General features: G+C 63.4%; 22 protein-coding genes. 10 read left to right on the forward strand and 12 right to left on the reverse strand.

Annotation, left to right across the window (positions count from 1 at the left end; translation table 11 throughout):
* Positions 1 to 102: 102 nt before the first annotated feature.
* From pyk to ilvA, 4 genes are read right to left on the reverse strand one after another with little or no spacing between them, the layout of a single operon-like run.
* Complete coding sequence (pyk, locus tag AAGD32_03315) at positions 103 to 1,572, reverse strand: pyruvate kinase (protein ID MEM8873267.1); 1,470 nt, start codon at positions 1,570 to 1,572, stop codon at positions 103 to 105.
* Between the two features lie 29 nt (positions 1,573 to 1,601).
* A complete protein-coding gene (locus tag AAGD32_03320; GenBank protein ID MEM8873268.1) occupies positions 1,602 to 2,510 on the reverse strand; it encodes a polysaccharide lyase in 909 nt (302 codons plus the stop codon).
* Positions 2,511 to 2,546: 36 nt separating this feature from the next.
* Complete coding sequence (locus AAGD32_03325) at positions 2,547 to 2,981, reverse strand: VOC family protein (protein MEM8873269.1); 435 nt, start codon at positions 2,979 to 2,981, stop codon at positions 2,547 to 2,549.
* 16 nt (positions 2,982 to 2,997) lie between these two features.
* Entirely contained in the window at positions 2,998 to 4,224 is a 1,227-nt protein-coding gene (gene ilvA, locus AAGD32_03330) for a threonine ammonia-lyase (protein ID MEM8873270.1), read from the reverse strand.
* 109 nt (positions 4,225 to 4,333) lie between these two features.
* On the opposite strand from ilvA, the gene AAGD32_03335 reads away from it, so the two are divergent.
* Positions 4,334 to 4,741, forward strand: coding sequence for a DUF4253 domain-containing protein (locus AAGD32_03335; GenBank protein ID MEM8873271.1), 408 nt, complete (start codon positions 4,334 to 4,336; stop codon positions 4,739 to 4,741).
* 23 nt (positions 4,742 to 4,764) lie between these two features.
* On the opposite strand, the gene gyrA is transcribed toward AAGD32_03335, so the two are convergent.
* Positions 4,765 to 7,371 carry a DNA gyrase subunit A gene (gene gyrA / locus AAGD32_03340; protein MEM8873272.1) on the reverse strand — a complete coding sequence of 869 codons (2,607 nt, stop codon included), beginning with the start codon at positions 7,369 to 7,371 and terminating at the stop codon, positions 4,765 to 4,767.
* Positions 7,372 to 7,463: 92 nt separating this feature from the next.
* A complete protein-coding gene (locus AAGD32_03345; GenBank protein MEM8873273.1) occupies positions 7,464 to 8,156 on the reverse strand; it encodes a PEP-CTERM sorting domain-containing protein in 693 nt (230 codons plus the stop codon).
* Between the two features lie 89 nt (positions 8,157 to 8,245).
* On the opposite strand from AAGD32_03345, the gene AAGD32_03350 reads away from it, so the two are divergent.
* The gene (locus AAGD32_03350; GenBank protein ID MEM8873274.1) at positions 8,246 to 9,442 is read left to right on the forward strand and encodes a nucleotide disphospho-sugar-binding domain-containing protein; all 1,197 of its coding nucleotides are present in this window, start codon (positions 8,246 to 8,248) and stop codon (positions 9,440 to 9,442) included.
* On the opposite strand, the gene AAGD32_03355 is transcribed toward AAGD32_03350, so the two are convergent.
* Positions 9,411 to 11,120, reverse strand: a complete 1,710-nt coding sequence (locus AAGD32_03355) for a hypothetical protein (protein ID MEM8873275.1) — start codon at positions 11,118 to 11,120, stop codon at positions 9,411 to 9,413. The genes AAGD32_03350 and AAGD32_03355 overlap by 32 nt on opposite strands.
* Positions 11,121 to 11,267: 147 nt before the next feature.
* On the opposite strand from AAGD32_03355, the gene AAGD32_03360 reads away from it, so the two are divergent.
* The 3 genes from AAGD32_03360 (at position 11,268) to AAGD32_03370 (ending at position 13,434) form a co-directional block, all read left to right on the forward strand.
* On the forward strand, positions 11,268 to 12,044 hold the full coding sequence (locus AAGD32_03360; protein ID MEM8873276.1) for a hypothetical protein: 777 nt from the start codon (positions 11,268 to 11,270) through the stop codon (positions 12,042 to 12,044).
* Between the two features lie 28 nt (positions 12,045 to 12,072).
* On the forward strand, positions 12,073 to 12,702 hold the full coding sequence (locus AAGD32_03365; protein ID MEM8873277.1) for a hypothetical protein: 630 nt from the start codon (positions 12,073 to 12,075) through the stop codon (positions 12,700 to 12,702).
* A gap of 312 nt (positions 12,703 to 13,014) precedes the next feature.
* Positions 13,015 to 13,434: a hypothetical protein gene (locus tag AAGD32_03370; protein MEM8873278.1), complete on the forward strand. Its 420-nt coding sequence runs from the start codon at positions 13,015 to 13,017 to the stop codon at positions 13,432 to 13,434.
* Between the two features lie 153 nt (positions 13,435 to 13,587).
* On the opposite strand, the gene AAGD32_03375 is transcribed toward AAGD32_03370, so the two are convergent.
* The 3 genes from AAGD32_03375 to AAGD32_03385 form a co-directional block, all read right to left on the reverse strand.
* Positions 13,588 to 14,796, reverse strand: coding sequence for a glycosyltransferase family 87 protein (locus AAGD32_03375; GenBank protein MEM8873279.1), 1,209 nt, complete (start codon positions 14,794 to 14,796; stop codon positions 13,588 to 13,590).
* On the reverse strand, positions 14,796 to 15,803 hold the full coding sequence (locus tag AAGD32_03380) for a glycosyltransferase family 2 protein (GenBank protein MEM8873280.1): 1,008 nt from the start codon (positions 15,801 to 15,803) through the stop codon (positions 14,796 to 14,798). Before AAGD32_03380 ends, AAGD32_03375 begins: the two co-directional genes overlap by 1 nt.
* A gap of 114 nt (positions 15,804 to 15,917) precedes the next feature.
* On the reverse strand, positions 15,918 to 16,910 hold the full coding sequence (locus AAGD32_03385) for a glycosyltransferase family 2 protein (GenBank protein ID MEM8873281.1): 993 nt from the start codon (positions 16,908 to 16,910) through the stop codon (positions 15,918 to 15,920).
* Between the two features lie 343 nt (positions 16,911 to 17,253).
* Between AAGD32_03385 and AAGD32_03390 the strand changes: the two genes are divergently transcribed.
* On the forward strand, positions 17,254 to 17,841 hold the full coding sequence (locus AAGD32_03390) for a hypothetical protein (GenBank protein ID MEM8873282.1): 588 nt from the start codon (positions 17,254 to 17,256) through the stop codon (positions 17,839 to 17,841).
* Positions 17,842 to 18,166: 325 nt separating this feature from the next.
* On the forward strand, positions 18,167 to 18,367 hold the full coding sequence (locus tag AAGD32_03395; GenBank protein MEM8873283.1) for a hypothetical protein: 201 nt from the start codon (positions 18,167 to 18,169) through the stop codon (positions 18,365 to 18,367).
* Positions 18,368 to 18,430: 63 nt separating this feature from the next.
* Here the strand turns inward: AAGD32_03395 and AAGD32_03400 are convergent, their stop codons facing one another.
* Together AAGD32_03400 and AAGD32_03405 are read right to left on the reverse strand one after the other, a co-directional pair.
* Positions 18,431 to 18,874: a hypothetical protein gene (locus tag AAGD32_03400; protein ID MEM8873284.1), complete on the reverse strand. Its 444-nt coding sequence runs from the start codon at positions 18,872 to 18,874 to the stop codon at positions 18,431 to 18,433.
* Positions 18,874 to 19,686, reverse strand: a complete 813-nt coding sequence (locus tag AAGD32_03405; protein ID MEM8873285.1) for a TIGR00282 family metallophosphoesterase — start codon at positions 19,684 to 19,686, stop codon at positions 18,874 to 18,876. The genes AAGD32_03400 and AAGD32_03405 overlap by 1 nt, the downstream gene beginning before the upstream one ends.
* A 130-nt stretch (positions 19,687 to 19,816) precedes the next feature.
* Here AAGD32_03405 and AAGD32_03410 point away from each other — a divergent pair, with 130 nt between their 5' ends.
* The 3 genes from AAGD32_03410 to AAGD32_03420 all read left to right on the forward strand — a co-directional run bounded on the left by AAGD32_03410 (position 19,817) and on the right by AAGD32_03420 (position 22,545).
* Complete coding sequence (locus AAGD32_03410; protein MEM8873286.1) at positions 19,817 to 20,629, forward strand: calcium-binding protein; 813 nt, start codon at positions 19,817 to 19,819, stop codon at positions 20,627 to 20,629.
* A 117-nt stretch (positions 20,630 to 20,746) separates the two neighbouring features.
* Complete coding sequence (gene kynU / locus AAGD32_03415; protein ID MEM8873287.1) at positions 20,747 to 21,949, forward strand: kynureninase; 1,203 nt, start codon at positions 20,747 to 20,749, stop codon at positions 21,947 to 21,949.
* Between the two features lie 50 nt (positions 21,950 to 21,999).
* On the forward strand, positions 22,000 to 22,545 hold the full coding sequence (locus tag AAGD32_03420) for a cyclase family protein (GenBank protein MEM8873288.1): 546 nt from the start codon (positions 22,000 to 22,002) through the stop codon (positions 22,543 to 22,545).
* The last annotated feature ends 24 nt before the right edge of the window (positions 22,546 to 22,569 follow it).

Genomic DNA, 22,569 nt, shown 5'->3' on the forward strand with positions numbered 1-22,569 from the left:
GCCGCCGACTGCGGTGACGCGCCGTGCTGGGGCGGCTGAACAGCACACAGCTTTTGAACCCGTGTTGGCCGCGTCCGCTTTCGGACGCGGCCTTCTTTGTCGTTACACGTCGTGCAGCTTTGCCCCGACGGTGTGGACGACGACGCCGTTCATCGCGCCGGGGGTACCCATGCTCGCGCCGGCGACGATGACGGTGCGGTCGCCGTTGGCGGCGAGGTCGTGGCTGATCAGCAACTCGTCGATGCAACCCACGAGCGTCCGCAAGTCCGGCGGGGCGGGCATCTCGATCGGCAACGTGCCGAAGTGCAACGCCATTTGCCGCAGCGTGCGGTGGTTGCTCGAAAGCGCGACGAGCGGGACGGGCAGGCGGTGCTTGGAGAAGATGCGGGCCGTGTCGCCGGTCTGGCTGTAGACGACCACGAGCTTGGGGCCGAGTTCCTTGACCAACTGCCGAACGCCCGAAGCGATTGCGTTGCTCAAACGCATGGCACGAACGTTCGGTCGGGCGCTGGTGTCGAGCTCGGGGTTGTCGATCAGGTAACGCTCGGTCTGCTCGGCGACGCGGTTCATCACGTGTACTGCACCGATGGGAAACTTGCCGACGCTCGTCTCGCCGCTGAGCATGACCGCGTCGGCGCCGTCGAAGATCGCGTTGGCCACGTCGCTGACTTCAGCGCGTGTCGGCGATGCGTTCTCGATCATGCTTTGCAGCATCTGCGTCGCCACGATGACCGGTTTCCCCGCCGTCTGGCACTTGCGGATCAGGTCTTTCTGGATGATCGGCACACGGGCGACATCGACCTCGACGCCGAGATCGCCACGGGCGATCATCAGCGCGTCGGAGGCCGCGATAATGGCGTCGATCTGTTCGAGCGCCTCGCCTTTCTCGATTTTGGCGACGAGGTCGATCGGCGAGTTGTTGTACTGGAGATGCTCGCGGAGCTGTTGCAGTTCGTTGGGCTGTCGGACGAAGCTCAACGCGAGGAAGTCCAACTCGTTCTTAATGGCCCACTCGACGCACTGCCAGTCATAGTCGGTGATGCTCGGCAGGTTCAGGTCGGTGGCAGGTAGGTTGATGCCCTTGCGGCTCTTGAGCCGACCGCCGACGTTGCACTGCAGGTGCAGTGCGTTGGCCGACTGATCGATGCAAATGAACCGCAGCAAGCCGTCTTCGATGAGCACGCGATGGCCGACATGGATGTCGTCGATGAGTTGCGGATAGGTGCAACTGGCGCGGATGGTATTGTCGTCCTCGCGATCGCCGAGGATGTCCTGCCGTTGGAGGATGAGCGTGTCGCCGACGTTGATCTGGACGCCGCTGTCATCGCCGTCGGTGTCGCGGACTTGGCCGAGGCGGATCTTGGGTCCGCACAAATCGCCGAGGACCGCGACGGGCCGATCGTGTCGGGCGGCTGCTTCGCGGACGTTGCGGAGGATTTGGAGATGATCGTCGAGCGTGCCGTGGGAGAAGTTGAGCCGCACTAGGTCCGCGCCGGCCTTGAACAGGTCGAGCAGGGTGTCGACGTCGGATGTCGCCGGGCCGAGCGTGGCGAGGACTTTGGTGCGGGTCACGCCGGTAGCGTAGCGGCTTGCCGTCGGACTCAAACCGGCGAAATTCGCCGTCGCCGAACCAACGTCAGCGGCACGGCCAGTGCGGCAAAACCGATCACCGCCGGCTCGGGCACCGCCGCCCGCCGTCGGTCGGGGTCGACCACGAGGAAGTTGTCGAACACGATCCGGCTGTCGTTGTCCGGTGCCCAGGTGTCATCGCCGCCGCCGAAGAACGTGCTGAAATAGACGTTGTCGATCATCACGCCGTTGACTGTTCGGAATCGCAGGCCCGTCACATGCAGCGCCCGTTCGCCATCGAGCCAGCTCTCGATCTCACCGTCGGCTTCGCCGGGCGTGTTGAGCTTGACGCGGGTCCTGAAGTCGTACCAGCGATCGGTCTCGAGCAACACGTCCTCGCCGTCGAGTTGCCAGGTGAAGTCTTCGCCAAACCCGCCGGGGGTGTCCATGTGGTAGACATACTGAACGAGCTTGCCGCCGGTGCGCCACATCATGCGGGCGGTGAAGCCGTTGGTGCCGTCGGCCGCGTTACCGCCGGACGCCTGCCAGCCGCTTGCAAGGCCGGGGAGCTTGCCACCCTTTTGCCAGTCGAACCCGTCGCGGAACATGGCGGAATAGCTGAAGACCAACTCGTCATAGACCGCGCCGTCGGCGAACTGCAGCGGTGCCTGCCCGCCGCCCTGGCCCGGGCCGAACGTGCCCTGCGGGTAGAACATCTCCAACCCGTGGCCCTTTCGGCCATCGTCGACAATCGTCGCCCGACCTTCATTGAAACCTTGCGTCCACGGCACCTCGGGGAACGCCGATCGCATTTCCGCGTCGGTGTACTGACCGAGCCCCGCATCGGAAAAATCCTGGCTCAACAGGACATCTCCGGAAGCGGTTCGGTTTCCGCCGGCGAGCAAAATCAGTGACAAGATCGCGAGTTGGGGGCATCGCATGTCGCAAGCTTACCACATCACGGCCAAGTTTCGTGCTCACGTCAGGTCGTTCTCGAACAACTCGACAACGACGCCGTCGGGCGCCGTGAAAAATGCGATGCGGATCGGTACCTGCGATGGCGAGGCCTTGGCCGCGTTGTCGATGTTCACATCGGCCCGTTCCATCAGCACCCGGCAGCCGGCCGCGCGGGCCTTTTCGAGCATCTCGTCCAGGCCGACGCACCGTAGCGCGACGTGAGCGAGTGCTTCGTCGTTCTTCCAGTTGTCACCACGGTCGGGCGCGTCGGGCGTTTGGAAGAACTCGAGATAGTTGCCGTCGCCGGTATCGAGCATGACGGCCGGCTTGTCGCCCGCAGTCCATCGGAGCTTTTCGGCGAAGCCGAACGTGTCGGTCCAGAACTTCACGGACGCGTCGATGTTCTTGACGAAGACCGCGACGTGATGGAGGCCGGTGATGCGCGAGTGGGGCATGGTCGGAGGGTAGCGGTCAGTCGACCGGCTCGCCGAGATGGGAAAGCTGCGTGTGCGCGATGCCGTTGGCTTTGAGGGCGGCCCGGAGTTGCTCAATGTGGTCGGCGTCGTAGGTTTCGAGGGTGAGGGCGATGTCGACGCGACCGATGTCTGGTGGGCCGAAGCTGCGGTCGTGTTGCACGTCCTTCACGCTCACGCCGACCTCGCCGAGGATGTTGAGCAGCTTCGCGAGGCTGCCCGGTCGGTCGGAGGTCCGGCACACGAAGCGGCAGAGTCGGCCATCGGCGGCAAGGCCACGCTCGATCACGCGGGCCAGTACCGATGCATCGACGTTTCCGCCGCACAGCAGGATCACCACGGTTCTGCCGGCAAGCTCCTCGCACAGCGGGCCGGTCAGCGCTGCCAGCGATGTTGCCGCCGCGCCCTCGACGACGGCCTTCTCCTTTTCCATCAACTGCAACACCGCGCGTGCCGTTTGCGCTTCGTCGACGGAAACGACTTGGTCGACGACGCCTTTACAGATGTCGTAGTTGAGTTGACCGAGCTGTGCGATCGCGAGGCCGTCGGCGATGGTGGGGGTGACCTCGACCGGCGTCGGCCCGCCATGGGCGAGGGCGGCCTGCAATGTCGGCGCACTGTCCGCCTCGACGCCGATCAACCGGCAGTTCGGCGCGAGCGCCTTCATCACCAAGCCGACACCGCTGATCAGTCCGCCGCCGCCGACCGGCACGATCACCGCATCCGGCTCGGGCACGTCTTCGAGAATTTCCAGCGCCGTCGTCCCAGCACCCGCCACGATAGCCGGGTCGTCGAAGCCGTGGACGTAGGTCAGGGCGTCGCGCTCGGCGATCTCCACGGCATGACGCCGTGCTTCGTCGAACGTGCTGCCGTGGATGACGACACGCGCCCCCAGCGCACGGCAGTTGGCGACCTTCACCAGCGGCGCGAACTTCGGCATTACGACCGTCACATCATGCCCGAGGTCACGGCCGTGGTACGCCAGCGCCTGGGCATGGTTCCCCGCACTCGCCGCGATGACGCCGGCGTCATTGCCAAGCTGCGCGAGCTTGTTGCGTGCCCCGCGTTCCTTGAAGCTACCGGTCGCTTGGAGGTAATCGAGCTTGGCGTAAACGGTGCAACCACAAAGTCGGGCCAGCGCGTCGGACTGATGGCAAGGCGTCCGCAACACTGCCTCGCGGACGCGCTCTGTAGCTGCACGGACATCGTCGATAGTGACGGGCATGGCATTGAGGCTATCGCGTCTTCAACCGGGGAAGAACCGCCCGACAGGCGACTTGTCTCAATGCGGTGAAGTTTCGTTGTTGCCGTGGTGACCCGTTATTGTGGCGAGGATGATCAACGATTCCGACATCGCTCAGCTTCGAGAGGCCGGGACCAATGGGGACAACTTCGACGTCTCGACCGACGATATCATCGCGCGGTTGCGTAAGTGGGATGAGCTTTACGGCATCAGGATCGATGACGTCGCGTTCGATCGCCTGACGGTTCATTTTGAGAAGCTCCCCGAGGACACCCGGGTGCTTGCCGACGAAATCTATGGCTTTTGTCCCGACACGGTGGATCAGCACTTCGGTTGCGTCGTCGAGATGATCGATGCCGCCGAGGACATGGGAATGGACGTGCCTGAGAACATCACCGAACTCATTGAGGGCGTCGACCTCGACGCCCCCGACTACGGCGTCGAGTTGCTGCGTAAGGACTTAGTCAACACGAAGTCGGTCGGATTGTGGTGGGATTAAACCCGCTCTTCACTGCGATTTGATCAGGCTTCGTCGTCCTCGTCCCCGTCGATCTTCGCCAGGGCGACGAGTTTGTCGCCTTTGCCGACGTTCATGAGTTTGACGCCGGCGGCGGCGCGGCTGTATGCGCTGATGCCTTTGACGGCGGTTCGCATGAGGATGCCGTCGTTGGTGATGAACATGACGTCTTCGTCGCCGTGGACGACGAGCATGCCGACGACCTTGCCGTTGCGGGCGGTCATGCGGATGTTCTTGACGCCCTTGCCGCCGCGTTTGGTCTTGCGGTACTGGGTGACGGGGGTGCGTTTGCCGTAGCCGTTCTCGGTGGCGACCAGGACCATGGGCACGCCGGTATCGGTGATTTCGCCCTCACCTTCGTCGTCGGATTCGTCCGACTCAGGCATGGGAGGTACGACGATCATGGCGACAACTTCGTCCTTGGTTGCGAGGTTGATGCCGCGGACGCCGCCGGCGTTTCGGCCCATGGCGCGGACGTCGTTCTCGTCGAACCGCACGGCCATGCCTTCCTCGGTGCCGAGCAGGACTTCATCGTTGCCACCGGTCATGCGGACGCCGATGAGTTCGTCGGCGTCGGCGAGGTTGATGGCGATGATGCCGTTGCGGTTGATGTTGCCGTAGGCGGAGAGGGCGGTCTTCTTTACCGTGCCCATCTTGGTCGCGAACAGGAGGAACGCTTCCTCTTGCTGGAAGTCCTTGATGGCGAGGACGCCGGCGGTTTTCTCGCCCGGCTGGAACTCCAGCAGGTTGGCGACGGATCGGCCGGCCGAGGTGCGTGACATCTCCGGCACGTCGAAGACGCGCTTGGAATAGACCCGCCCGGTGTTGGTGAAGAACAGCAGGTGGTCGTGCGTATTGGCCACGAACATGTGCTCGACGAAGTCGCCTTCCTTCGCGCCGAGCCCCTTGATCCCACGCCCACCGCGGCCCTGGCTGCGGTAGGTGTCGATGGGCAGGCGTTTGATGTAGCCGGCGTGGCTCATCGTCACCGTCACGTCCTCGGGCTGGATGAGCTTTTCGAGGTCGATCGCCTGCGCTTCGTTGTTGTCGATCTTGGTGCGACGGGGGTTGGCGTACTTCTCTTTCAGCTCGATCGTGTCTTCGCGGATGATGTCGAGGACGGCCGACTCGTTGGCGAGGATGTACTGCAGGTCTTCGATCTCCTGGCGGACATCGCGGTACTCGTTGGTGAGCTTTTCGATCTCGAGCCCGACGAGCTGGATGAGTTGCAGACGCCCGATCGCTTCGGCCTGGACGCGGGTGAGGCGATGCTCGTTGCCGAGCATGTTCTCGGGGATCTGCGGGGCAAACGGGTGGTCCGGCGCGATGCGGAAGGACCGCTCGCGGAGCTTCTCGATCGCCTCGTCGCGGGTGCGGCTGGAGCGGATCAGGCGGACGACTTCGTCGATGTCGCAGACGGCGTAGATCAGGCCTTCGAGGATGTGGCCACGTTGCAGGGCTTTCTTGAGCAGGTGCCGGGTGCGGCGGGTGATGACGTCCTTGCGGTGCTCGATGAAGTGGTGGATCAGATCCTTGAGCCCCAAGGTGCGCGGCTGGCGATGCACCAGCGCGATGTTGATCATGCTCACGGTGATCTGGCACTGCGTGTAGCGGTAGAGCTGGTTAATCACAACGTCCGGCTCCGCGCCGCGCTTGAGATCAATCACGATCCGACAAGCGTGTTTGCGGCCCGACTCGTCGTTGACGGCGGACACGTCAGTGAGCAGGTCCTTCTTCACCGCATCGGCGACGCCGGCGACGATGTTCTTGCGGATCACGCCATACGGCAGCTCGGTGACGACGATCGAGGTGCGGCCCTTCTTGTCGGTTTCGGTGTCGAGCACGGCGCGAAGCGTGAGTCGGCCGCGACCGGTGGAGTAACCGTCGATGATCCCGGCACGGCCGGCGATAACGCCGCCGGTCGGGAAGTCCGGCCCGGGGATCACTTCCAGCAAGTCCGCCAACGTGCAATCGGGGTTGTTGATGACGGTGACGATCGCGTCGCAGACCTCGCCGAGGTTGTGCGGCAGCAGGTTGCACGCCATGCCGACCGCGATGCCGGTGCTGCCGTTGACCAGCAGGTTCGGAAACTTCGCCGGCAGCACGGTCGGCTCGTTGCGGGTCTCCTCGTAGTTCGGCTGGAAGTCGACCGTGTCGAGGTTCAGGTCCGAGAGCAGTTCCATCGCCTCGGAGGTCATCCGTGCCTCGGTGTATCGGGACGCGGCGGGTGAGTCGCCGTCGGAGGAGCCGAAGTTGCCTTGCGGGTCGATCAGCGGGTGGCGGATGACCCAGTCCTGGGCGAGTCGGGCCAGGGTGGGGTAGACGATCTGATCGCCGTGCGGGTGGTAGTTACCGGCGGTGTCGCCGCAGATCTTGGCGCATTTGCGGTGCTTGGATCGGGGGCCGAGGTTCAGGTCGTTCATCGCCACGAGGATGCGGCGTTGCGACGGCTTGAGTCCGTCACGGACGTCGGGCAGCGCCCGGTCCATGATGGTGCTCATCGCGTAGGTCAGGTACGAATCCTGCAGTTCGCGCTCGATCCGCAGGTCCTCGATTTGTTCTTCAAATTCCGGCGTTGAATCGTCGGTGGGGGTGGTCGTGTCGTCGGCCATGGGTAGACCGGAATCTTAGGCGAAAACCGGCCCGATTTCCCGCGACTGGAGCGGAGAATCGGGCCGGCTTGGCGGGTGAAAAACGGCCGTGACTACCGGCGTCGTCGGAGGACTAATCCGCCAAGTCCGAGCAGGCCGAGTCCGGCCGGTTCCGGGATCAGCGTGAAGCCGCTGGCGAAGATATCGACGGTGGTCACGGTCGCTGCCGGTGTGCCTTCGGGGGATATGAAGCTGACCTCCACCTCGATGAACCCCAGGCCGAGGCCGTCATCGGTTTCGTACAGGAAGCCGGCGATGTTGCCCGGCGACACCACGAAGGTAGGCACCGCGTCATTGCCGAAAGGCTCCTCGTACAACTCACCGGCGAACAGCACCCCCAAACCGCTCGAAGGGCTGACGTTGCCGTCGCCGTCGAGATTGCCGAGCAACGCACCGACATCCTCGGGAGTGGCAAACTCGTTGATGGACGACCCGTCGATGCCGAAGGCGACATCGGAGTTGACGTAGATGCTCGAATCAAGGCCCTCGGCATCGGGGCTCAAAGGCAGGATGCCGACGTAATCTCCGTAGAACCCGTAATCAATGTCATCGGTGGGTCCGACGAAGATCAGCAAGTCGTTGATTTCATCGCCGTTGACGTCGAACTGGACGCTGGACGTCAACTCCGACCGGTCGAAGCTCGCGGTGGGGCCGCTGGCGAACTGGGCGGACGCTTGTGCGGTGAGCAAGAGGGCGGGCGCGCCGGCCAACATGGCTGCGGCGGCGGTGCGGTTGGAATGTGCCATTTTTCTCCTTTTCCCGTGGTGGCATTAACGCTGTTGTCGCAAAATAGTGAATAAATCGATGCGTTGCAAGATCCTGTAGCCTGTGCCGGATGCGCGTGACCATGGCGTGGGAACTTGGCGGCGGGGGCGGACACGTCGGCCGGTTGGGGGTGTTGGGCCACGCTTTGCGATCTCGCGGTCATCGCGTCGATCTGCTCTGTCGCGATCCGCAACTTGGCCACCGCTGGTCCGGGCCGGGCAGTTTCGACCGTGTCATCCAGGCACCGACACGGCCCAAGCCGACCGATCGGCCGACCGTGGCGACTTGGGCCGACATCCTGCTCCACGCCTGTTATCACGGTTCCGCGTCGGACTGCCATGCGTACATCGAAGCCTGGGCGAACGCGCTTGAGGCATGTCGTCCCGACGTGCTGGTGACTGATTTTGCCCCGACGGCGGTGCTGTTGGCGGGGCGGCTCGATGCGCCCTGCATCAACGTCAGCACCGGCTACGACATGCCGCCGGCCGGGCGTGATTCTCTGCCCAACCTCCGCGCCTTGGCCGGCTTCGCCGATGCTGACACCTTCGACACGACCATCGGCGAACGCCGATTGCTCGAAAAGCTCGCTGACCGACTCCCGTCGGGCACCCAACGTCTGACCGATCTGTACGCCGGTATGAATCGAATCCGCACAACCGTGCCCGCACTAGATCACTACGGCCCGCAGCCGGACGGACGTTACGTCGGCCGGCTACCAGTACCGCCCGTGCCGACGGCCGACACCGATTGGCCAGCGGGTAACGGCCTACGCCTGGCGGGATACGTCAAGCCGTTCGCCATGCTCGGTCTGCTGCTCGATCTGCTCGGACTCACGGGCATTGCCTCGTTGCTACACCTCACCCGGATCAACGCCCGCAACACCCAACCCAACGTCACGGTCACCGCTGAACCGTTGCCGTTGGACGTGTTGGCGCGGGACGCGGACATCGGCGTCTGTCATGCCGGGGCGGCGACGGTCGCGACGTTTGCTCGGGCCGGCGTGCCGATGTTGCTGATCCCACTCAACACCGAGCAAGCGATCACCGCCCGGCGGGTCGCCGAGCTTGGCATCGGCATTGCCGTCGGGCCCGAAGATGCCGAGGGTTTGCGGGGTGGCTTGCAGCGTTTGCTCGCCGACGGTCGTTTCACCGCGTCGGCGAAGACCTTTGCGGCAACGCTCGGCGGCTTCGACCTGGATGCTGCGCTATGCACGACGGTCGATGCGATCGAGTCGCTCAGTTGTTCGTCCCGTCACTCGGAAACGTGACACCGAAGCCGTGCCGTTCGGCGGTGGGGTGTTCGACGATCTGAAACCCGGCGGCGATGTCGTTGGGGTCGCGCAGCCGCAGGTCGCGATGCGGAAAGCCGGTGCTCAGCAACGGACCACGCCACGGCTTGTGGAGCGGCTCTGGCTGCATGATCCGCGTGCCCCAGTTGGTCGTGAACGGCACGTGTTCGACGGCCTCGTGCTCGTGGAAGCCGCCATCGGTCGGGAGGATTAGCGGGATGACTTCGAGCGGGTTGCGTTGGCGGAGTTTGACCTGCAACGCGGCCGCCCATGTCACCGTGAGCGCCAAGCCGACCGTCACCGTCATCGACACGGTCAACGACTTCGGCCGGGCCAAGGCAATCGCGGCCGCACCGAAGCACCACGCCGCCGCCATACCGAACCTCGGCTCGGGCGCACCGAAGAACCAGACCAGTAACCCGAGCACCCCCGGCAGCAGCGCCAATGCAAGTCGCCGTCGCCAGGCAAGAAACGCCACGCCAAAGACAAGGGGACACACCACATGCACGAACCCCGTCAGCCCGACGGCCAGTGCCCAGTTCGGCACCCATCGGAAGTTCTCCAGTACCGCGGGTGAAGTGTCGACCTCGCGCTTGAGCACCCGGCCGACCAGACCCGCGGTGCCCACCCGGCTAAACCGTTCGATGTTCGCTTGTTCTTGGTCGACGATCTCCGCCGGGAGCTTCCAATCAACCGACACCGCACCGATGTCGGCGGGAAACAGCGGGTGGCCGCTGAGCACCGCACCGCGGACAAGCCACGGGGGCACGAACAGTAGCGGCACCACGAACGCGAGTGCCCATCGACGTCGGTTCATGTTCGACGCGACCGCCGCGATCCAAACACCAATGCCGATGGCCGCGACCGAGAGTTTCATCACCGGCAACAACCCGACCAAAACGAACGCTGCGGTCTTGTCGAAATCGGTTCGCAACAACTGCCAGACTGCGATCAACGCGACAGCTGCCGCCGGCCAGTCGGTCCGCGGGCTGCTCGCTTCTTTGCCGAGCGCCATGAGGGTTACGGGGACGACGAGTAGCGTTGCGAAGATGATCGCCGGCCGACGGTCGCCGACCCACATCCGCCCCAGTGCCGCCACCGCCATCCCGCCGATGCCCAGCAGCGTCAGGCCCGACGCGACGTGTTCGCCACGACCCTCCCACGGCCCCGCGTCGCACAACGCGGCGAAGAGCAGAAACCCGTGGTTGAACCCGAGCCGAAGGTGCAGGTTCGCCGACCCCGGCACGATCGCGTGTTCGCCGTACCACGCCATCGTGTGGTAGTGGTAGAGCCCGGAGTCCGACGCATCACCGGGCCCGATCGCGCGGTTGGCCAGCCAGAGGCTCAGTGTAAATAGCGCGAGTGTCGTCCGACGCCCCGGCCGCAGTGGCCAAAGCCGACGACCGCGCCACGCAAGTCCAAACCCCCCGATCGCGATGACGGCGATCTGTGTAACGCCGTCGATCGGCAACACGAAGTGCCAAAACTGCAGCAGTCCGATAACGCCAGCGAAGCCCATCCAAAATGCCAACGCAACATCGCCGCGATCACGCACGGTCGGCCTGACCAGCAGTCCGATCCCGACCAGCACCGCCGTGGCGACGACCCACGTCCCCCACACCGCCGCGATCGCGCCGAGCCATTGCAGGATGAGCATGCACGCACGCTAACGGGAAGCATCAGCGTCGTCGACGCATGGCGAATCCGCCAAACGTCACACTTGGTGGTGACTGACGTGATCTCTATGACAGTGACAACGTCGGATTAGTAAGAGAATTGCCCATTCTGGTATTGTTTGCGTGTGATGCGAGTTGCTAAGTTTCTCAGCAATTCAAAAAACCAAAAGGGCCACATGCTCGCAACGCTTGAACAACGGCGTCTTCTCAGCGGCACCGTCGTCACCATCACCACGCCCGATCACGCCGTCACCGAGGGTGAACTCATCACTTTCGAAGTCCAACGTACCGGCGATCTCGGCGAAGCACTCACGCTGGACGTGGAACTGACCGGCACCGCCACGCCGGGCGTCGATACGATGATCCCGGACGGGTCGCTGACCTTCGCCCCCGGCGAAGACACGGCGACTTTCTCGCTGGCGGCGTTGCCGGACGGAAATGCCGAGGTGACCGAGAACCTCGTGGCGCGAGTGGACACTACTGTTGAGATGGACGTCCTGATTGATCGCGGGAACATTGAGGTGATGGTCGATGACCCGGTGGGTGATGGGGAGCAACCGGTGCCGAACGCGCAACCGGAATGGGCCGAGTTTGACGAGGATCTTGGCGAACCTGATTTCGGCGAAGGTATTGCGCCTTTCTTTGCGTTGCCATTTTTCGGAGACTGGATACTCCCTGAAGACATTGATGATGACGAATTGCCGGTCAACGGCGGTGCCACCCTCGGAGGGGATATCGTTATTCGGCTACCTGGCCCAGATGACGGTGAGACGACTTCGATCTTCATCCCAGGCGGGTCCAATATCCGAATTGTAATCACTGAAGCAGGCGTGCGTTGGATTGCTGGGGTAAGGGCACCCGAAGGGTCTGGGGGCGTGGTCATAACCACCGAGCAAACTGTTTAGGCGATCAGGCCAGATATCCAAACACTCGATGAACGCCATCCACTATTTTGGGTTTAAAAGCACAGCTCGTCGAAAGCGGGTTTGTATACTTGTACTGGCTGTGGCCGCGTCAATCGTGCTTTGTTTTGTGTTTTCGCCTTACTCGAGTAATGTTATTGGCAATGCTAGGATTCATCAGATCGCGCGGAGTCAGGCTGGGTTGTTACCCCACGAAGAGGCTGCGACTTGCGTCGCCTTGCTCGGCCTGAGTTCGTATGAAGATAAGTTTGGTCCGGGCGAGATTTACAGCCTTCAATCCCCTGATGAGACACGATGGATCGTATTTGTTCAGCGTGACGGTGGCGGATTTCGATACGCGTCGCTTGAAGTCGCCGTTGGGCGAAGCTGGCTACGCAGTCCAGCAGCACGCGTTGATGTTGATGGATTGTCTAGGCAAATCATCTTGTTCGATATCGACGAAGAACTGTTAGACTATCTTGATCAATTGTCCGGCATAAACGGCCTTACGTTGACTAGTGATATCCCAAAGTCGAGGGGAACCGGTCGGGGCAGGCTCGCGGAAATCGGCGATGAGCATGGGCTGGATGTCTCAAGTGGTAGCCCAGCTTATATTATCTCGAACTCGGGTGTTGTTTCGTCACTCGACTTCACCAACTGACTCCGTTTCGTCAATGAAAGAGTTTAACGGCGTAACATACGGAGCTGCCCGGTTGCTCGCTGAATCTTGGCGAGGACGATTAGCCCTGATGAACTGTTGTAAAACGGCGAAAGTTATGTCCTCTCTGCACTACGCTCCTGCTAGTGCGCATTCTCGCTTTCGCGAACTATGGCGCTCCTGTCGTATTTTCGCCGCCCTTCTGGCGTTTGGGTTAATCGTGGCTGGAGTGGCGGCTTTTGGCCCTGGATTGATTGAAAGCTGGGCGAAGTTCAATGCTGTTCGCATGTTTTTGCCCAATCCGAATCAAAGTACGTGTTCGAAAGGACAGCCAGGGGCGAATGGAACGCTATCGGGTTTGGAGATGACGAGCGAATTTCAGAAGTTAAAACAGTTCTTGATATTTCAGGGGCAAAGAAGGCCAATGAACGGCTGTTATTCCTTCGTTCAGATTCCGAGAACGAGGAAGACATTCTGTTTGCGGTGTACTACAACTCGATAGGCTGCCGATATGTCGTTTTAGATGCGTCACTAGGTGGTATTTGGAGTGATTCGCTGGTATTGCGATCATCTACGCCGGTCGTTGGCTTACAGTCGTTTGCGCCAGTGGTTGCAGATTTCGATGTAACGCTGGAAGAAATGCTGTCTGCGTTTTCGGCAAGTGCGGCCGTCGATCGCGTCAGCCTAACGGCGGACGAGGCAAACCTTCGGGTTATTACCGAGGCGATGGACTAAATTGGCATTCCGCCGGTGTAAGGTAGAATTTGCGCTCGACTCGGGTGGAAGCCAGTGAGCCAAGTCGTATTGATGACCTTTGCGGGCCGGGCTGACTTGGCTACATACCGACTTTGAACGGTCGACGTTGGACGAGTTTTCGGTGAAGCCCGCTCAAGCGTTGAGCGCGGTGGCCGGTGTCGTGGAGGGTCGATCTCTTTGGGCCACGGCCTTGCGACCTTGGCGTAGCGCCAGCCAGGCAAGTCCGATGAACAAGCCGAGCAGCACCGGCATCCGCCATTGCAAGAGCAAGGGCGACTCGAACCCACGCAGCGCCCGTTGCGGAAAGTACATGGCCACCAGCGCCAAGCACGCCGCGACCAGCCACGCCGGCCGGTGGCGTACATGGATCGCGAGCGCCGGGATCACCGGTGCCAGCACGACCATGTCGTAGTCGTGGGCGCTGCCGAGCAGGAAGTACGCCAAGCCGAGCAGCGCGAGGACGTCGATCGACGACACCCCGGCGTCATCCTGTTGGCTCCACCACAACGCGACCACAGCGGGGACAGCGAGCAGCGTCAGGTCCGGCGAGTTGACGCCGAGCAGGTGGAGGACGCCGCCGAGTCCCGTCCCGTGCCGGTAGCCGGGAGCTTGTGCGAAGAACGCCTTGTAGTTCGCGATGCACGCGGCCCAGTCGTAGGCAAAGTCGATCGGCCCGCCGGCGATGATCACCGTCGGTGTGCTCAACAAAAGCCCCGTGATCGTGAACGTTGCAAACGCCCGCCATTGTCGGTCGAGCAACAGCCAGATCACCGGTAGCACGAGGAACATCGGCTTGATCGCCGCGATCGCCAGCAACACGCCGCCGACGATCGGCCGGCCGCGGTAAGTGAAGTACCACCCCCAAAGCAGCGCCGCCGCAACGAGCAGCGACGTCTGTCCCATCGCCGTGACATGGGCGGCGTAAGGGCAAGCCAACATCAGACCGGCTGCCGTTGCCGCGTACCAAAGTTCGCCGACGGCTTGCCGCACGATCACGAACACGCCGGCCGCGAGCAGCAGGGTGAACGCCAGGTTCTCGATCGTGAGCACCCACGCCCCGACGTCGTACGGCAACACACCCCAATGCAGCGCGATCGGCCCGAGGTGCGGCGGATAGGCGTACGCGTTGCCGCCATGCTCGCCGACGACGCTCATCAGCACCGGGCGGAACGCGTCGTAGTCGTAAGCGTTGGCCCCGTCGGCGAGCATGTGTCCGGCCGACCAGAGCCACGCGAAGTCCTGCCGCAGGAACTCCGGATCGCGACCGACACTGAACACACCGGTTCCGACGAGCACGGCGAGTCCGAGCAGGATCAAAGCGGTGGGAATGAGCGTCTTCATCACGCCGCCTTGGATCGCTGTTCACATCGCGACTCGCCTTCGATGCGTGCGATGAGGTAAGTCGGGCGTCCTTTGACCTCGGCGAACACCCGGCCGAGATACTCGCCGAAGATTCCCAGCGAGATCATCTGCACCGCGCCGATGAACAGCACCAGCGCCGCCATCGACGGCCAACCGGGGGCGGCGTTGGTCAGTCCGAACAATCCGTCCAACACGACCCACGCGAACATCAGAAATGCACCGATGCCGCAGGCGACCCCGACCCGCGTCACCAACCCCAACGGCAGGTTCGAGAAACTCACCAGCCCGTCGGACGCGAACTTGAGGAGTTGGTGCAACGAGTAGTGCGTTTCACCGGCGGCGCGGGCGGGGCGGTCGTATTTAAAACCGGTCTGTCGCAAGCCGACCCAGGCTCGAAGCCCGCGGATGAAGCGTTGGCGTTCGGGCAGGTTTTGCATCAACTCCGCGACTCGCCGGTCCATGACGCAGAAGTCGCCCGAGTCGCGCGGAATGTCGAAGTCGCTCACCGCCGCGAGTAGTTTGTAGAACACCGAATAGCCGAACCGTCGCACGACCGACTCCTTGCGGTTGCGCCGCACGCCGTAGACCACGTCGTAGCCGTCGGCCCAACGCTCGAGCATGTCGCACATGACCTCGGGCGGGTCCTGCAGGTCGCAGTCCATCACCGCGATCACGTCGGCGGACTCGAGCGCGACGCAAAGCCCGGCGCTCACCGCCGGCTGGTGTCCGAAGTTTCGCGTCAGATGGACCACGCGAATGCGTGCTTCGTTATCAGCCCAACAGTCGAGCAAACCCGGTGTCGCGTCGGTCGAGCCGTCGTTGACGAAAATAAACTCGCAGGTCATGCCCAGTGCCGTGACTCGGTCGGGAACGGTGCCGAGCAATGCCTCGATCGTGTCGCTCAGCACATCTTCTTCGTTGAAGGCGGGCACGACGACCACCAAGTGCCGACTTGCGATATCGAGGTGTTTCTTGGCGGTGATCAACGTCTCTTCTTCCCCGGAAGCGATTGGCACAACAGACGACGGAGTTCGGCAAGATGCCAACAGTCCGTGTTCCGCTTATCGGTTGGCGAAAGTGCGGGATTGAGACGACGCTCATCAAGGATTTTCGGACGTGGAGACTTCGACTTCGCGGCGGACGACGGGCCGAGTCGATGTTTCGCCGACGCCAAGCTTTCGGCGGATGACGTAGAGCGGACGCTGCTTGACCTCTTCGTAGATACGTCCGATGTATTCGCCGAGGATGCCGACAGTGATCAACTGCACGCCGCCGAGGAAAAGTACGACGACGATGGTGGTGGTGAAGCCGTCGGTCGGCTTGTCGTTGATCCACTTGCTCAGCGCGTAGTACGCGGCAAGCCAGAGCGAGCCGAGCGACACGAGAAAGCCCAACAGCGTCGCGATTTTGAGCGGCTTGGTGCTGAAGGAGAACATCCCGTCGGCGGCGTATTTGATCAACCGAACGAGCGTCTGCTTCGGTGCCCCGGCCGCACGGTCGGCGCGGTCGTACTGGACGGTCGCGGTCCGGAAACCGAGCCAGGCACGCAGGCCGGGAATGAACCGGCTCCGCTCGGGCATGGCGTTGAGTTCATCGACGACGGCCCGGTCCATGAGCCCGAAGATCCCCGTGTCCGGCGCGGTCGGCAGATCGCTCACCCGGCGAAACAGTGGGTAGAACAGGGTGAATCCGATCGCCCGCAGCGGGTTGCGGAACGTCGCGTCGTCCCGGCTGGTCCGCTCGGCCAGCACGACGTCCGCCCCTTCACGCCAGCGGGCGACAAAGTCCGAAATCAGCTCCGGCGGATCCTGCAGGTCGCCGTCAATGAGCACGACCGCGTCGCCCCGCGCCTCGGCGAGTCCGGCGCTGACCGCGGGTTGGTGGCCGAAGTTTCGGCTCAGCGTGACCACCTTCATCCGCTCGTCCGAGGCGTGCAGTGCTTCGAGCACCTCGCCGGAGCCGTCGGTGCTGCCGTCGTCGACGAAAAGGACTTCCCACGACAGACCGGTCGTGTCGCATGCCTCACGCAGCCGCCGGCTTAGTTCGGGCAGGTTCTCCTGCTCGTTGTAGATGGGCACGACCACGGACAGCACAAGCCCAGTGTACGCCGGATCGCCCAGTCGGCGGGGTGGGCGTCAGGGCATAAACCCGCGGCAGTGCAAAATGCATCGGCGGTGCAATCTGCACCTCTTGGCGGTAAGCAAATCTCGCAGCAGGATTTATCGCCAGGAAGTGCGGGCGGGGATGTTTGAAACGCGAAGGCAGAGCGAACCGGATCGCACGACGGCTATTTCTTCAAGTGCCTAAAAGGCAATGAGTTACGCGAAATTTTATCGGTCCGGCACGCCCGTCGCAATGTCAAGGCGGGCCCATGTGGTGTGGTCGGGGCGACGAGGCTTCGTACTTCCTCGCCGCGTGGGTCCGGAGGGATTGTGTATGGGACGACGTGTCCACAAACCGACCGACGATCGACACCGCCCGCGGGATGAGGGTCCTGCGGACCGTTCGCGGAAACGCAAGCGGCAGGTGCGTGACTCAGGCCGATCGGCGTGGTCCGAACTCGAAGCAAACGTCCGACGCGAATCCGCGCCGGCGACGATGCTGATGGTCGGCTGCGACGACTCCGGGAAGCTGGATCGGCCCCACCGGGCTGACGGTGTTTTCAAAGACGGTGCGTTTACCGCCGACCTCGCCAAGACCGGCGACGAGGCGATCGGACGCATGCGACTCGGGGCGGTCGACCTGTTGGTTGTGGGCGAAACCGACCTGCCGGACCAACCCCTGCAAGGGTTCGTTCGGAAGGTGACCTCGGCTTGGCCGGAGTTGGCGTGGGCGATGTGGCGTTCGGCCGACGAGCCGACCGCGATCGCCGCCGACGAACTCTGGGCCCGTCGCAACGGCGCAGCCGCCGTGGTCGACGGGGACGACGGCTGGGGTCAACTCGTCGAACTCACCGAGCGTTGCTCGAAGGTTCGACGGGCGGCAAGAAGCGTTGTTCCAACATCCGTGGTGCCCAAGGCCTGAGAACCCGACGCACCGAAAAGCAGCCTGGCGAAGCAGGGACGTAAGGGCCCTGCAAGTCGGGGGTGTGAGAACCCCCGAACGAGGACCGGCCGACGACTGGAAACCGTCGGCCAACCACGAGTGAGACCGTCGCCGTGTCGGTCTCCGAACGAGAAAGCGCCACACGCCGGCGATTGCCGGCGACCGTGGCATAACCAAGGAGAGCGTCGTGTGGATGAACCCGGTGACAGATAAACAAAGCGGGTACGTTCATGGTCGCGATCACAGCCGACCGTTGGCCGTCTTACCGCTTCGGCGGGAGGAAGGCCAGAAGGGAAACCCAGACATGAGTACCAATGAGAAGAGCCGGTCCGACAGCTACGTCGGCCGTGAAAGTCGCAGCAGGGGGCAGGTCTTTGGCACCGACAAGGACGAAGATATCCTCAAAGCCATCAACGCCAAGGGCAACGCGATGCGTCGCACCCAAGCCGTTGGCCGACGCAAGAACCGCAAAGGTGGTCGTAGCCACGGCCGCGGTGCAGCGTAGAGAGAATGCCAAAATTCTCGCCGAAAGCCCACGCACTCGTGCGTGGGTCTTTTCATGCGCGCTTCACGCCCGAACGTTGTCAAAGGCACACTTGAGCATCCACAGCACCAACACCCCGCGCCCGGTCCAAACCGCCGTGCGCAACCAGTTGGTCAGCACCAAGCGCCGACCGATCGCCGCGTCAAAGCCGGTGGCCAGCGTGTTGTGCATCGGCACCTGCACCAACGCGGTGCTCAACCAAAGCACCGCGACTCCGCCCAGCCCGGCCCAGATCATCCACACCGGCACGCCCTTGGGCGCGAGCCAGATCAGCGCGATGGCCGAGACCAGTTCCACCAGCATCGCCGGCCCGACGATCAGCGTGATGTTCCGCGTGTGTCGCGTGTGGTATGACGCCCACCCGTCGGCACCGACGCCGTCGAACTGCGCGTAGTGCACGACCTGCACCATCCAGATCAGCCCGACGAGAAACCACGTCGCGGCCACGTTGGCGAGCAAGGTCGGCATCATCCGTCCCCCGGGTCGTTAGCGACTTCGCCGACCAGCGGGACCTCGATCCGCTCGATTGCCGTCGCTTTCCCGTCCTCGATGGTGGCCAGCGCGCCGCACAGGCGAACGTCCTTGGTCGCGACGTGAAACGGGTGCGGCGTGTTGGTCCGCATCGTCGCCACGACCGCATCCGTCTTGCGGCCGAGCACCCCGTCGTACGGCCCGGTCATGCCGAGGTCGCTGATGAACGCGGTGCCGTGGTGCAGCAGGCGGGCGTCGGCGGTCGGCGTGTGGGTGTGGGTGCCAAAGACGAAGTGAGCCCGGCCATCCAGGTGCCAGCCGAGTGCGATTTTCTCGCTGCTCGCCTCGCAATGCACCTCGGCAACGATCACGTCCGCGCCCTTGCCGATGTCCCGCAGGATCGCATCCGCTTCCGCGAACGGGTCGTTCGGCGGCAGCTGATTCATGAAGATCCGCCCGAGCAGCGTGAACACCGCGACCCGCACGCCGCCGGCCGACTTCACGATCGTGTACCGCCGGCCCGGCCCGTCGGGCGAGAGGTTCGCCGGCCGCAGCAGCCGTTCGCTCTCCCGCAGCGTGTCGGCGATCTCGAACCGCTTGTAGCAGTGGTCGCCGAGCGTGACCACGTCACAGCCGTATCGGCGGAGTTTGTGGAACAGGTTCGGCGTGATCCCGCTGCCGCCGGCGATGTTCTCGCCGTTGCACACGACGAAATCGACCTCGTGCTTCTTGACGATCCCCGGCAACAACCCATGCACCGCCGCCCGCCCCGGATTGCCCACCACATCGCCGATCGCCAGAACACGCATGGCAACACGGTAGCGCGATTCGAAGAAAATTCGCTTGGACGGAAATAGTTCGAACGGTCGGCGCGTTTCCACTTCCAGCACGGCGTCACCCGACGCGAATCTCACGAACCACCTTGGAAAGGAACCACCCATGCAGCCCATGGAACAGCTCGAACTGCGCAAACTCCTCTCGGCCAATCTCAGCGATGCCGGCGTGCTCCGCGTCGTCGGTGACGAAGGCGTCGACAACGTCATCAGCGTCTCGCTCTTGGAGGACCCGGCCGGCGGGCCGGACGTCCAGCCCACCGCCATCGTGACGATCAACGGCACCGAGGAACTGCGTGCGCCTGCCGAGGACATCCGTCGCGTTTACGTTCACGGCCGTGACGGCAACGACACGATCGACGTCGCCGCCATCGGCCGACTCACCCGCGTCTTCGGCTGGGGTGGTGATGACACAATCACCGCCGAGTCGCGCAGTATCCAACGTGGCGGCGCCGGCAACGACGTGCTCAACGGTTCCGACGCCCGCGACTTCCTCGGCGGCTCCATCGGCGACGACACTCTCAACGGCAACGGCGGCAACGATTACATGAAGGGCTCCGACGGCAACGATGAGATGAACGGCGGCGACGGACGCGACCTCATGCTCGGCGGCGGCGGAGACGACGTCATGTCCGGCGGCCTTGGCAACGACCTGCTCATCGGCAGCCTCGGCGACGACCTGCTCAACGGTGACGACGGCGACGACAAGCTCTTCGGCGGGCCCGGCACCGACACGCTCAACGGCGGCAGTGGTGCCGATGACCTCTTCGGCGGTAACGAGAGCGAAGACGACGATGAAGACACCCTCAACGCTGGCGGTGACGAGGGCGACAGCGAATCGCTCGACGGCGTGACCGATCCGCAACCCGGTGGCGGCCGCGGCCTCCGCGGCCTCTGGGGCGGACGCCCGGGTCGCTGATCCCTCTCACGCAAACCATCCTTCTCACCGCCGCGTCGACTCCTCAAAGGCGCGGCGGTGTTTCAATTCTCCACGCGGTTCCCATGACGTTGACGGTGCTCTAGCCTTGCGGCCAACGTGGCAATCGACTGGCAAGAGATCCGACAGCGCTTCGTGCCCTTCGACGGTCACTACCTCGACGGCAACTCGCTGGGGCTTTGCACGAAGGCATCGGCGGAGCAGGCCAAACTTGTGCTTCATGAGTGGCAAACGCTCGGCATCGGCGGCTGGTTCGGCGCGGACCCGCCGTGGCTGCGGATGTCTCGTGAGGGCGGTGCGCTATGTGCCCCGATCGTCGGTGCGGAGCCGAGCCGCGTGATCGCCACCGGGAGCACCACGGCCAACCTGCACCAGGGATTGGCGACGTTTTACAAGCCGACACCGCAGCGAGATCGCATCGTCATCGACGACGGCTGCTTTCCCACCGACGGCTACGCAGTGCAGAGCCATCTGCGGATGCGTGGCTTGCCGAGCTCGGCGTTGGAGCGTGTGCCGATGCGTGGCGATTTGTTCGAGGAGGAAGACCTGATCGCGGCCATCGAGTCGGACGGTGTCGCGCTTGCGGTGTTGCCGGTGGTGGTGTTTTCTACCGGGCAACTGATCGATGTCGAGCGCGTGCAATCGGCAGCGACGGCGGCGGGGGTGACCGTGCTTTGGGATGCGTCGCATGCGGCCGGTTCGGTGCCGATGCGGCTTGATGATTGGGGTTGCGAGTACGCGTTCTGGTGCGGCTATAAGTACCTCAACGGCGGCCCAGGCTGCGTGGCGTTCGCCTACCTACGCGAAGCGCTCGAGCCGGGGATGGCGGGGTGGTTCGGGTCGAGTGACGAGGCGTTGTTCGACATGCCGAGCGAGTTGCGACCGGCTGACGGTGCGGCGCGGTTGCAGCAGGGGACGCCGCACATGCTGTCGCTCGCGCCGTTGCTCGGATCGTTGTCCGGCTTCCCAGCGATTGGCGAAGTTCGCCAGCGTTCGTTGGAGCTGACCGGTCATCTGCTCGACCGGCTCGACGACACACTCGCCGCACATGGGTTTGGCACCGCGACGCCACGCGATCCGAGCCGTCGAGGCGGGCATGTATCGCTACGGCATCCCGATGCCGAGCGCTTGGTTCACGCGTTGGCGAAGATGAACATCGTCACCGATTATCGTCGCCCGGACCTCATACGCGTCGCACCGGTCGCGTTGTACAACGACGAGCCGGACGTGGATGCCGTGGTGGAGGCGCTCGTGAAGTTGACGTCAACGCCCACGGCTTCAGCCGTGGGTCGGCGAGCGTGACCGAATCCCGACGCACGCTTGAAGACTTGGGCGTTAGATAGGATCAACTCATGCCACTGATCGACATCACCCGCCCGCTCTCGGCCGGCACCGCCGCATGGCCCGGCGACACCCCGACGACGCTGACTCGCAACGCGGCGCTGGCCGACGGCGCGAGCGTGAACCTCTCGTCGATCACGGCGAGTGTTCACAACGCCACGCACGTCGATGCACCGTTGCACTACGACGACGCCGGCTGCGGGATCGAAGGGCTCGACTTGGACCTGTACCTCGGCGAATGCGAAGTCGTCGACGTGGTCGGGCACGACCCGATCTTGCCGGAGCATCTGCCGATCGACCTGCCGCCGCGCGTGTTGCTCAAAACCGGTGGCTGGCCCGAAAGCGGGACGTTTCCGAACGACGTTCCGAGCGTCGACAAGCCGACGAGCAAGACCCTTCCCATTCATCACGCCATCCATGCGGCTGGCCTTCGCATCCTCGAAAGCTTCGATCTCGCCAATGTCGAAGCGGGCCGGTATGAGCTGATCGCGTTGCCGATTCTGATTCCGGGCAGCGACGGCGCGTTTGTCCGGGCAGTATTGCGTCACTCGCCGTAAGCATCCCAGGCGTAAACACGCAAG

It is taken from the genome of Planctomycetota bacterium (genome assembly GCA_039182125.1).
Taxonomy (GTDB): Bacteria; Planctomycetota; Phycisphaerae; order Tepidisphaerales; family Tepidisphaeraceae; genus JBCDCH01.